Source organism: Stenotrophomonas sp. YJH_SMC_101-4, assembly GCF_059370395.1.
In genome coordinates this window covers 255226-267948 of the sequence record NZ_JCAFTP010000005.1, presented here as the reverse complement: position 1 = coordinate 267948, position 12723 = coordinate 255226, and the positions used below count along the sequence as shown (strand labels likewise).

The window sequence follows — 12723 nt, the reverse complement described above, 5'->3', positions numbered from 1 at the left end:
TGTCGGGGTTGCGTAGGGATCCATCGTCAACCGATGGCATTGGTCAGGTCGTACAGCGGCACCAGCACGGCGACGATCACCGCGCCGACCACCGAGGCCAGTACGAGGGTGATCGCCGGCACCATCGCCGCCAGCAGGCGGTCGATGCGCCGGGCGCTGTCCTGTTCGAAAGTATCGGCCGCTTTCAGCAGCATGGTATCGAGTGCACCGGATTCCTCACCGACCTGGATCATCTGCAGCGCCAGGCGCGGGAAACGCTTGCCGCGCGACAGCGCCAGCGACAGGCCGGTACCGTTCTTCACTTCATCCGCGGCGGCTTCCACATCGGCGGCCAGCGCGCGGTTGCCCAGTACGTTGCGGGCGATGCCCAGGGCACCCAGCAGCGGCACCCCATTGCGCAGCAGGGTGCCCAGCGTGCGGGCCAGCCGCGCGGTTTCCAGTTCACCCAGCAGGCGGCCGATGCTGCGACGCTGCAGCAGCCAGCCATCCAGCGCCAGCCGGAAGGCCGGTTGCCGTGCCTTGCGTTCGAAGAACAGCGCAAGTACTGCCGGCACCACCAGCAGCAACACCCACCAGTCACGCACGAACAGGCCCAGCTGCAATACCGCGTTGGTGAACCACGGCAGCGCCACATCCAGGCTCTCGTACATCTGCGCGAACTGCGGCACCACGTAGCCGAGCAGGAACAGCAGCGCACCGCCCACCACCACCAGCAGGATGGCCGGGTACACCAGCGCGTTGATCACCTTGCCCTGCAGGGCCCGGCTGCGTTCGAGGTAGTCGGCCAGGCGCTGCAGGGTTTCGTGCAGGCTGCCGCCGGCCTCACCGGCACGCACCATGTTCACGTACAGGCGCGAGAACAACCCATGCTGGCGCTCCAGTGCGGTCGACAGCGGCGCACCACCGCGCACCACATCGCGGATGTCGGTGATCGCACGGCGCGAGCGTTCGTCTTCCGGCAGGCCGAGCAGGATTGACAGCGCGCGATCCAGCGGCTGGCCTGCACCAAGCAGTGTCGCCAGCTGCTGGGTGAACTGCAGCAATGCCGCGCCCTGCAGCGGCCGTTGGCGGAACAGGTTGCGCCAGGTACTGCCGCCGATCGCACCGCCATCGGCCAGCTGCGTTTCCATCGGCAGATGACCCTGGTCCTGCAGGCGCGCGACCAGTTCGGCCTCGCTGGCCGCTTCCATCTGCCCGTCGAAGATCTCGCCGTGCGGATTCAGTGCCTTGTAACGGTAGGTCGGCATGTCAGCCCCGGCGTCCTGCGCGCATCAGCTTTCCTCGGTGACACGCAGGACTTCCTCGATGGTCGTCTGGCCACTGAGGGCCTTGGACAGGCCATCTTCGTACATCGTGCGCATGCCCGCTTCGCGGGCGATGCGTTCGATCTCGCCCATGCCATCGCGGCGCATCACCGCGCGCCGCAGCGCATCGTTCATCACCAGGAATTCCATGATGGTGGTGCGGCCGAGATAACCGGTCGGCGCCAGCGCGGAGGGCTTCGGGCGATACAGGTGGATCGGCCCTTCCGGCTGCAGGCGGCGCAGCTCGAAGCGTTCGATTTCCTCCGGCGAGGCCTCATAGCGCTCGGCGTGGGTCGGTTCCAGCCGGCGCACCAGGCGCTGGGCGAGGATGCCGTTGATGGTGGACGTGAGCAGGTAGTCTTCCACGCCCATGTCGAGCAGGCGGGTGATGCCACCCGCTGCGTTGTTGGTATGCAGGGTGGACAGCACCAGGTGGCCGGTCAACGCCGACTGGATCGCAATGCGCGCGGTTTCCAGGTCGCGCATTTCGCCGATCATGATGATGTCCGGATCCTGGCGCACGATGCTGCGCAGGGCGTTGGCGAAGTCCAGGCCGATCTGCGGCTTGGCCTGGATCTGGTTGATGCCCTCGATCTGGTATTCGACCGGGTCTTCAACGGTGATGATCTTGACGTCGGCGGTATTGAGCTGGCTCAGCGCGGTGTACAGCGTGGTGGTCTTGCCCGAGCCGGTGGGACCGGTCACCAGCAGGATGCCGTGCGGCTGCTCCAGCACCTTGCGGAACTGCGGCAGGAACGCATCGGTGAAGCCGAGGCGGTGGAAATCGAACACCACCGTTTCGCGGTCCAGCAATCGCATCACCACGCTTTCGCCGTGCGCGGTCGGTACCGTGCTCACGCGCAGGTCCAGCTCCTTGCCCTGCACGCGCAGCATGATGCGACCGTCCTGCGGCAGGCGGCGCTCGGCGATGTTGAGCCGGGCCATGATCTTGATGCGGCTGATCACCGCCGCGGTGAGGTTGGCCGGCGGGCTTTCGCCCTCCACCAGTACACCGTCGACGCGGTAGCGCACCTTCAGCCGGCTCTCGAACGGTTCGACATGGATGTCCGAAGCGCGCAGCTCCACCGCACGCTGGATCACCAGGTTGACCAGGCGGATCACCGGCGCTTCCGAGGCGAGGTCGCGCAGGTGCTCGATGTCATCGACCGCACCGCCCTCGCCATCGGCGGTTTCGACGATCGCGCCCATCGCGCTGCGGCCCTGGCCGAACCAGCGCTCGACCAGGTCATCGATCTCCGCACGCATGCCCAGCACCGGCGTCACCGGCACGCCCAGTGCCAGCTGCACCGCCTGCTGCGGGTAGGGATCGTGGGCGTCGGCCAGCCACAGCCGTACGCCCTGTTCATCCAGGGCCAGCGGGCAGACGTGGAACTGCTTGAGGAAGCGCAGTGACAACGGCAGGCCTTCCGCCAGCCCTTGTGGCGGTGCTTCCGGCAGCTGCTTGCCTTCCAGCAGCGGCAGGCCCAGCACTTCGGCGCTGGCCTGTGCCTGGTCACGCTCGGACACCAGCCCCAGCCGCACCAGCAGGCCCAGCAGGCTGCCGCCGGCCTCTGCGTGCAGCGGCCGCGCACGTGCCAGATCGCCTTCCTTCAGCCGGCCGCGCGCCAGCAGCGCATCCAAGATGCGGCCTTCAGCGTTGTCGGCAGCGGCGGTAGCAGCAAGCGCGTTCACATGACTCTCCTGTCAATCGGCTCGACTTTAACAGTTAAGCCATGATTTCCGCCGCCCCTCCACCACCTTTCGTAAAAAGACGAAGCCCGTCACACGGGATGACGGGCTTCGGCCATTCAATTACGACAGTTCCAGCTTACTGCGTGGCAAGGATGCTCACGCCGTTGTAGGCTGCTTCGCCGACTACCTTGATGTAGTAGGTACCGGCCACCGGCTTGTTCACCCGCACCGTCTCGGACGTGCCCGGACGGGTCGACTTGGCGTCGTTGTCGCTGGCGCTCGGTTCACGCCCCTGCGCGATGTAGACCGAGACATTGCCGGTGCCACCGTAGGTGATCACGCTGAGCTGCTTGCCGGCGACGGCTTCGAAGCTGTACAGGCGGCTGCTGGCGGCGGCACCGTTCAGGCCACCCACGGCGGCCTTGTTGGTCAGCGGCGTGGCCACCGGCCCGCAGTTCTCGGTGCACGGTTCTTCCAGTGCCTTGGCCAGCGCGGCCTTGGCATCGAGAATACCGGTACCGATCGGGGTCGCCGCCGGAATGGTGACCGGGAACGGACGTGCGGTTTCCTTCAACAGGGTACGCATCGCGGCCGGGGTCAACGGATCCTTGCCCTTGGCGATCAGCGCGCTCTGCACCAGTGCGGCAACGGCGGCCACATGCGGCGAGGCCATCGAGGTACCGCCCATGCCCATGTAGCCCGGCGTGCCCGATTCCGGCGTGGTGGCCGCATTGGAGCCGGTCTGCCAGATGTAGCCGCCCGGGTTGCCGTCCACACTGCCACCACCACCCGGACCGGACAGGTCCACGCGGGTGCCGTAGTTGGAGTAGTAGGTGATGCCACCGGTGATGCGGGTGGCACCCACGGTCACCACGCCTTCGCAGCTGGCCGGCTGGTACTTGGACGCGTTGTCGGCTTCATTGCCGGCCGCCACCACCACGGTGGTACCGCGCGAGATCGCGCCGTTGATCGCGTCCTGGTAGGTGCTGGCGCAGGCGCCACCGCCGCCCAGGCTCATGTTGATGATCTCGGCCGGATTGGTGTTGGCCGGAATGCCGGCCACCGAGCCACCCGATGCCCAGACCACCGCATCGGCGATGTCGGACAGGTAGCCACCGCACTTACCGAGCACGCGCACCGGCAGTACCTTGGCCTTGTAGGCGACACCGGCCATGCCGACGCCGTTGTTGGTCTGCTCGGCCACGGTGCCGGCGACGTGGGTGCCGTGCCAGGAACTGTCCTCGGCCAGTGAGCCGTCATAGCACTCGTTGTCGTTCTCGACCCAATCACCGTAGTCCTGCGCACCCGGCACGCGATCGTTGGTCGGGCGCCGCGAGGTCTCCGCGTCGCTGATGAAGTCATAACCCTCCAGCAGGTTGCCGACCAGGTCCGGATGCTGCGGCAGGATGCCGGTATCGATCACCGCCACCACGATGCCCTCACCCTGCGAGACATCCCATGCCGCCGGTGCGTTGATGCCGCCGACCGCATTGTGCAGATGCCACTGGTTCTGCTGGTAGAAGGGATCGTTCGGCACCAGCGCCGGCTGTACGTTGCCGGCACGCAGTTCGGTGCGGCGCAGCTTCACGTCGGCTTCGGCGTACTGCACCGACGGGTCGGCCTTCAGCTCTTTCAGTACGCGCTGCAGTTCGGCCGGGGCCAGGCGGCCCTGCACACGGATGAGGTCCGCCCCGGTAGACAGCTTGCGGACCACCTGCGGGCCGAGCGTGCTGGCGCGGGATGTGCCGCCGGAGAGGCTGGCACGGGTCAGTGCGGACTGCACGGTGGACAGCTTCGCCGAGCGGTCAGTGGCGGCAGCAGCACCGGCCCGGTACTTGACGATGATGCGCTCGGTTCCCGGCTGGGCGGTGCTGGCCTGGCGCACCGGTTCACGGGTCGGCAGTCCAGCGGCGTGGACGGCACCGACAGCCGTCATCGACAGCACGGCGGCGGCAAGCACATTGATGCGAAGGTTCTGCTTCTTGATCACGTCGAATTCCTCTTCTGGGTCATGGATCGAACCAACACTGCGGCCATCATTCCTTGACGACTCCCGGCCGGCCCAGCCGGGATTGCCGTGACCTCCCCCCAGGCCCTCACTGCAGGTGCTGCGCCGGCGTGGGTGGCCGCCGGCGCGATGGAGTGGCTTACCAGCCGAAGCCGGCACCGACGCCAACGGAGCTGTCGTCACTGCTGAAGGCACCACCGAAGGTCACCGTGGCGCGATCGCTGATCGCACGCTGGTAGCCCAGCGACAACGCCGACTCGCCGCCCTGGAAGCCAATGCCGACGCCGACCCGGTTCTGGGTGCGGATACCGGCGGCACTGGTGGCCATGTTGAGCATCGCCGCGCTCATCGCCCCCTGGCGGTCGATGCGACGATCCATGTGGCGCAGGCGTCCGTCGATTTCGCCCTTGAACACATCGAAGCTGTCGGCGACGGCCTGGACGCGGCTGTCGGTGTAGCTGTTGGCCGTGGCCATGCCACGGTCGAGCTGGCCCTTGTTGACCGCATCGGTGGCCGTGGTACCGGCCGCCACGTTGGTGACCTGGCGCTCGTTGCCTTCGCTGCCCACCGAGACCGTGTTGGCACGATCGGCAACCGAGCCCTGCCCCAGTGCCACCGCGTTCGCCGCGGTGGCATTGGCGCCCTGGCCGATGGCGGTGGACGAAGCGCCACTGGCGACCGCGCCGTCGCCCATGGCGACGGCATTGAAGCCCGTCGCCGGGGTGCCGACCGGAATCCCGGCACCGGCGGCGGCAGCGGTCGGCGTGCCCTGCACGCGCGCGGTGCCGGCCGGTGCCGCGTCGGCCGTTGCAGGTGCATCAGCGGCGCTGGCCAGCGGGCTGTCATCCAGCGGGGTACTCATTGCGCGCAGGCTGGCAGTCCCGGCACGCGTGCCACCGGCGGTGCGGCGGTCGATCTCGCTGACCTTGCGGTCCAGCGCGCCGAGCGCATCGCCGACGTTGCTGTAGGTGGCGCCCTGGATCACATAGTTCGGCGCCACGAACACACCCTGCATGCCAACGCTGGCACCACCGCCGAGGAAGCTGGCGGCATCACTGAGCGACTGGAACAGCTGGCCGCCGTTGATCGCCTGGCGACTGCCCGCAGCGATGCTGCCGGCACCGACGTTGTCGATGGTGGTGCCCTGGAAGCCGGACAGGGTCAGGCGGTCACGGCCGGCGTCGTCATAGCTGACTGCGCTGGCCGCCGTGGTTTCCACAGTGGCGATGCGCGAATCGAAATCACCGACGCGGGTTTCCACCGCGCCCACCCGCTGGTTGGTGACGTTGAGCTGCGAACCGGTGATGGCATCGCTGCTGCCGGCGGCGATGCGGCCATCGGCCACATTGACGATGCGGCGCGTGGCCGGACCATCGGTGCCATTGCCACCGCCGACCGACACCACGTTGGCATCGAGTGCACGCGAACCGGCACCCAGCGCCACCGAGTTCGCGCCCGATGCACCGGCGCTGGTGCCCAGTGCAAGGGCACCGTTGCCGATGGCCATCGCATTGGCACCCAGGGCATTGCTGCGTGCGCCGCTGGCAGTGGCTGCCGAACCGATCGCGGCGGCATCGCTGCCGTTGGCACTGGCGGTACCTGCGCCGGTGGCCTTGACGTAGCGGGCCGTGCCATCGGCGGTCGCCGCGACCGCATCGAGCTGGCCACGATTGACCGCGTCGGTGCGCTCGGTGCCGGCAGCGACACGGGTGATCTGACGATCACTGCTCGCGCTGCCGACCGACACAGTGTTGGCACGGTCGGCGACCGAGCCCGCGCCCAGCGCAACGCTGCCTGCGGCACTGGCGGTGGCACTCACACCTACCGCCGTGGCATTGGCGCCGGTTGCCTTGCTGCCGTAGCCGGCCGCGGTACCCAGGCGACCGCTGGCCTCGGCATAGCTGCCCAGCGCAGACGCACCATCGGCCGAGGCATTGGCGCGGAAACCACTGGCCTGCGACTGGGTGCCGCTGGCCGTGGCCTGCGCACCGCTGGCGGTACTGTAGGCGCCCTTGGCCTGTGCGCCGGCACCGGTGGCACTGGAACCGAGTTCGCTGGCGCTGGCGCCACTGCCCACGGCTACGCTGTCGACACCTCCGGCCTGCGCCGCGTTGCCGAGCGCCGCCGCATTGTTGCCGGTGGCCAAGGCATCGAAGCCCACGGCAGTGGCATTGGCGGCCATGGCATTGGCGCCGCTGCCCAGCGCGGTGGCGCCGTTGCCGATGGCATTGGCCGCATTGCCGGCAGCCAGTGCGTTGTCGCCGTCCACCAGTGCACCGGCTTCGCCATCGGCATTGCCGCTGGCCTGGAACTGCAGGCTGGTCTTGTCGGCGACGCTGGCGACCGCATCCAGCTGGCCCTTGTTCACCGCATCGGTGGCTTCGGTGCCCGCCGCGACGTGGGTCACCTGGCGCTCACCGCCGGCCTTGCCGACGGCTACGGTGTTGTCACGATCAGCCTTGGAGCCAGCACCGAGCGCGACGCTGTTGCTGCCATTGGCGGTGGCGTTGGCCCCCAGCGCGGTGGCGCTGCTGCCTGCCGCCCACGAGTTCCAGCCAATCGCGGTCGCGTAGTCCTCGGTGGCCCATGCACCGGCGCCGAACGCCGCCGCACCGGTCCCACTGGCACGCGACGGGATCAGGCCGAAGAAGGTGCTGCCGCCGATGGCCACGCTCTCCTCGCCACTGGCTTCGCTGGACTGACCCACGGCAACGGCACCGGTACCGGCCGCCGCGGCACCGAAGCCGACTGCAGTGGTGTTGGCAGCGCTGGCCGCCGAGCCATAGCCCAGAGCGGTGCCGAGGCGACCGCTGGCTTCGGCGTAGCCACCCACCGCGGTGGTGCCATCAGCCGATGCCGCGCTGCGGAAACCGCTGGCGAGCGCCTGCCCGCCGCTGGCATTGGCTTCTGTACCTGTGGCTGTGCTGTAGGCGCCGCTGGCCTGTGCACGCGCACCCACCGCGCTTGCACCAACCTCGCTGGCGCCGGCACCGCTGCCCAGGGCCAGGCTGTCCTCGCCGGTGGCCTGTGCCGTGCTGCCCAGGGCAGCCGCGTTGCTGCCGGTGGCCAGCGCATCGATGCCCACCGCGGTGGCGTTGGCGGCCAGCGCATTGGCACCGCTGCCGAGCGCGGTGGCACCGTTGCCGATCGCGTTGGCCGCATCACCGGCCGCCAGCGCGTTATCGCCCTCCACAAGCGCGCCGGTTTCACCGTCGGCGTTGCCACTGGCCTGGAACTGCCGGCGGGTCTTTTCCGCTGCCGCGGCGACGGCGTCGAGCTGGTTCTTGTTGACCGCATCATTGCCCTGCGTGCCATCGGCCACATTGGTGATCTGGCGGGTGTTGCCACCGCCGCCCACCGACACGGTGTTGTCGCGATCGGCGATCGAATCGGCACCCAGCGCCACGCTGTTGGCGCCGCGCGATTCGGCGGCATTGCCCAGCGCGGTGCTGTTGATGCCGCCCGACCAGGCACCACCACCCACCGCGGTGGAGTAGTTGCCCGAGGCCTCGGTGGCCAGCACGCCGAACAACGAACCACCGACGGCGACGCTGTTGGTGCCGGTCGCCAGGCTGCCCTGGCCGGTGGCGGTGCTGTAGGCGCCGGAGGCTTCCGAATCGCCACCCACCGCCACACTGTTGGAACCAGAGGCATTGGCGAAGTTGCCGAACGCGGTGGCATTGAAGGCCGAGGCCTGTGCATAGCCACCGATGGCAGTGCTGTAACCGCCGCTGGCTTCGGCACCGATACCGAAGGCCGCCGACGCCGTACCACTGGCCACGCTCTCGCTGCCGACAGCGGTGGCCGCGTCGCCGCTGGCATTGCTGAAGTAGCCCACGGCCACGGCTTCTTCGCCGGACGCTTCGGACAGCACGCCATTGGCAGTGCTACCGGCGCCGCTGGCGATGCTGGCCGCACCGAATGCCGCGCTTTGTTCGCCGCTGGCTTCGCTTTCCGCACCGTGCGCGGTGGCGTACTCGCCCGTGGCCTGTGCGTTGGCACCGACAGCGCTGGCGTTGGCTGCGGTCGCCAATGCATTGAAGCCCAGCGCCTGTGCGTTGCTGGCCAGCGCGTTGGCGCCGCTGCCCAGTGCGGTGGCGCCATTGCCGATGGCGTTGGCGGCATCACCGGCTGCCAGTGCGTTGTCACCCTCCACCAGTGCGCCGGCTACGTCGTCGCCGTTGCCGCTGGCCTGGAAGAAGCGGCTGGTGGTGGTGGCGGTGGTCGCAACCGCATCCAGCTGTGCCTTGTTCACTGCGTCGGTGGCCTGGGTGCCCGCGGCGACGTTGGTGACCTGGCGTTCGTTGCCGCTGCTACCCACCGATACCGTACGTGCACGGCTGGCAACCGAACCGGCACCGAGCGCGACAGCGTTGCTGGCACTGGCATTGCTGCCCGCACCCAGCGCGATCGCACTTTCGCCACCGGCCACTGTATTGGTGCCGATGGCGATGCTGTTGATGCTGTTGCCCAGCGCCTGGAAGCCCAGTGCCACGCTGTTGTCGCCATAGCCGAAGGCACCGCGGCCGACCGCCGTGGAACTGGCGCCGTTGGCCCAGCTGTTGTAACCGATGGACGTGGCGCCGCTGCCACTGGCCCACGCCGCGTTACCGAACGCCGAGGCATTGGTGGCGGTGGCCCACGCACCCGAACCGAATGCTGCTGCGCCACTGGCAGTCGCCCAGCTGTACCCGCCTACTGCGGTGCTGTCATCGCTGCTGGCGAACGCGCTGTCGCCGACCGCGACCGCATAGCTGCCGGTGGCGCGCGACTTGCCGCCTGCGGCGAAGCTGTTGTCACCACTGGCGTTGGCCGCATTACCGAAGGCGCTGCTGGCGGCCCCGGTGGCCTGCGCGCCACTGCCCACTGCCGTGGCATCGGCAACAGCGGTGGTGCCCACCTGCTGCGCCGTGCCGTCGGCACCGATGATCGGCTGGTTGAACTCGTCGTAGGCCTGGCCGAGGCCACCAATGGCGACACCGCCATTGCCGATGGCTGCGCTGTTGCGGCCCACGGCCACGCTGTCATCGCCGATGGCCGACGCAGCCGCGCCATGGGCTACTGCGCCGGCGCCGATCGCATTGCTCGACGAACCGGCGGCGACGGCGCCCTCGCCCTCGGCCAGCGCGCCGGCATCGCTGTCGGCTTCCGGCTGTGCCTGGAAGAAGCGCGCGGTGCTGTCGGCGGTGCTGGCCACGGCATCGAGCTGCGCCTTGTTCACTGCATCGGTGGCTTCGCTGCCCGCAGCAACGCTGGTGATCTGCCGCTCGTTGCCTGCACTGCCAACGGCCACACTGTTGGCACGCACCGCTTCGGAGTTCGCGCCAAGCGCGACGCTGTTGGCGCCGCGTGCGGTGGCGTAGTAACCCACGGCCGTGCTTTGCGCACCGCTGGCCCAGGTCTGCGCACCCAGCGCGCTGGCGTTCTCACCCGGTGCATAGGCGAAGTAGCCAACAGCGGAGGCTTCAGCACCGGAGGCTTCGCTCAGGCTGCCGTTGGCCACCGCACGATCGCCACTGGCGATGGCGCCGGCACCGACGGCGGTCGCGGCTTCGCCGCTGGCCTGGGTCTGCACGAAGAAGCCCAGGCCGGGAATCAGGTCGGCCGGGCCACCGATGGCGACGCTGCTGGTGCCGGTCGCATTGCTCTGGGTACCCAGTGCGGTGGAATAGTCGCCGATGGCATTGGCCACCGCACCGAACGCGGATGCCTGCGCGCCGGCCGCATATGCACCCACACCGTAGGACGACGCCGCAAATCCGCTGGCTTCGGCACTGGCGCCCACCGCGGTGCCACCGACGCCTGCGCTGGTCGCGCCGGTTTCCACCGGTACGCCGCCACTGGTGATCAGCGGGTTGCCGTCGGCATCCACCGCAGCACCACCCACGGCAACGCTGCCTGGACCGTTGGCCTGCGCGTTGTTGCCGAACGCGGCACTGTTCTGGCCCGAGGCCAGTGCGTTGTTGCCCACGGCGGTCGCGTTCTGCGCGACCGCCGTTGCCCCGGCACCGACGGCCGTGGTGCCGTTGCCGAGGGCATTGGCGGCCTCGCCGGCCGCCAGTGCATCGTCACCTTCGGCCAGTGCACCGGCATCGCTGTTGCTGCTGCCGGTGGCCTGGAAGCGCTTGGCGGTGGCATCGGCCACGGCGGCCACGTCCTTCAACTGGCCGACATTGACCGCATCGTTGTCTTCGGTGCCTGCGGCAACGCTGGTGATCTGCCGGGTCAGGCCGTATTCGGCGGCACCGACTGACACGGTATCGACGCGGTCGGCCAGCGAACCCGCGCCCAGCGCCACGCTGCCGGTGGCAACCGCAGCGGAATTCGAACCCAGCGCGGTGCTGTATTCACCGACAGCAGTGCTGAACGCACCGACTGCGATCGACGCTTCGTTGGCGGCGGTGGCGCCGCGGCCCAATGCGGTGCTGCCCGGGCCCATCGCCACGGCACCGCCGCCGACAGCGGTCGCGCCATCGGCGGTGGCTTCGGACAAGGCACCCAGTGCGGTGGCAGCGCCGTTTTCGCTTGCGGCATAGGCACTGGCGCCGACGGCGGTGTCACCAAGACCGAACGCGGCAGCACTCTGCCCGACCACCACGCTGGCGTCACCGATCGCCAATGCGCCCTGGCCGAACGCGCTTGCGCCCAGGCCCGCGGCAATGGCCTGGGTACCGATGGCGGTGGTGGCGTTGGCCAGCGACTGTGCACCCGCACCCGCCGCAACCGCGCCCTGGCCGTCGATCTTCGCCGCGTCGCTGTCATCACCTGCGCCGTCGGCCTTGAAATAGCGGTTTCCATCTGCGGCGACATCGGCCAGCGCGGCCTGCGTGGCGCGCGCCTGCGCATCCAGCTGTGACTTGTTTACCGCATCGGTGGCCTGGGTGCCTGCGGCAACATGGGTGATCTGGCGTTCCTTGCCGGTATCACCCACGGACACCGTGTTGGCCCGCGTGGCCTTGGAGCCGGCGCCCAGCGCTACGCTGTTGGCGGCAGTGGCGCTGCTGTTGCTGCCGATCGCCACCGCGTTGCTGCCCTTGGCGCTGGCCGAGCCTTCGATCAGGCACTTTTCGAGCAGCTTGCCGCTGAATGCCACGCAGGTGGCGCTGCCGCCGATCTGCACCGACTGTGCTGCGGCGGTGCCGCTCATGCCCAACCCCAATACCAGGCCCAGTGCCACCGCCAGCAGTGCGGGCGTGGCCTGCGTCGCATCGCGGCGCTGGTCGACGACCCCACCACTGCTGCTGTCGGAGGAAGCCAGTTCCGAGGCCACCACCAACTGACCCAATGCTTTGTTCCAGACCTTGCGATAAATCCGATTCATCGGTACGGCTCCTGATTGGACTGGTTTTGGGCAAAGCAACGCCACCGCTGGGCTTTCCGGCCCAACGTCCCCTGGGGGCGTTTATTCGCGTGATTTACTGCGGGGTATTGCCGAACGGCGCGCAGCGACAGAAAACCGAGCGCGTGCGCCAACCGGTTACTGCGAAATGAATGCTTCTGAAACGGGGTTCAAGTGTTAACGGCAACTTTCCAAATCGTCAAGACTTTGACACGACAAATCCTATTGCCGTGAAGCAGTTCACCCTTTCACCTGTTTATGAAAGTGTTTTGTTAGGCAAGCGTGACGAAGTTCCGCCGCATGAAAATCGATGTAACTAGCGGTCGGGACAGGAGTTTCACGCGCGCATAGAAAAACCCGCCGATCAACGGCGGGTTTTT

General features: G+C 68.3%; 4 protein-coding genes. All 4 read right to left on the bottom strand.

Features of this window, described 5'->3' with window-relative positions; translation table 11 throughout:
• Positions 1 to 26: 26 nt before the first annotated feature.
• The 4 genes from xpsF to AC5P8D_RS17685 all read right to left on the bottom strand — a co-directional run bounded on the left by xpsF (position 27) and on the right by AC5P8D_RS17685 (position 12325).
• A complete protein-coding gene (xpsF, locus tag AC5P8D_RS17700) occupies positions 27 to 1247 on the bottom strand; it encodes a type II secretion system protein XpsF (protein WP_057504182.1) in 1221 nt (406 codons plus the stop codon).
• Positions 1248 to 1271: 24 nt separating this feature from the next.
• A complete protein-coding gene (gene gspE / locus AC5P8D_RS17695) occupies positions 1272 to 2996 on the bottom strand; it encodes a type II secretion system ATPase GspE (protein ID WP_043402652.1) in 1725 nt (574 codons plus the stop codon).
• Positions 2997 to 3132: 136 nt separating this feature from the next.
• On the bottom strand, positions 3133 to 4986 hold the full coding sequence (locus AC5P8D_RS17690) for a S8 family peptidase (RefSeq protein WP_495203540.1): 1854 nt from the start codon (positions 4984 to 4986) through the stop codon (positions 3133 to 3135).
• A gap of 157 nt (positions 4987 to 5143) precedes the next feature.
• Entirely contained in the window at positions 5144 to 12325 is a 7182-nt protein-coding gene (locus tag AC5P8D_RS17685) for an ESPR-type extended signal peptide-containing protein (RefSeq protein ID WP_495203539.1), read from the bottom strand.
• Between the last annotated feature and the right edge of the window lie 398 nt (positions 12326 to 12723).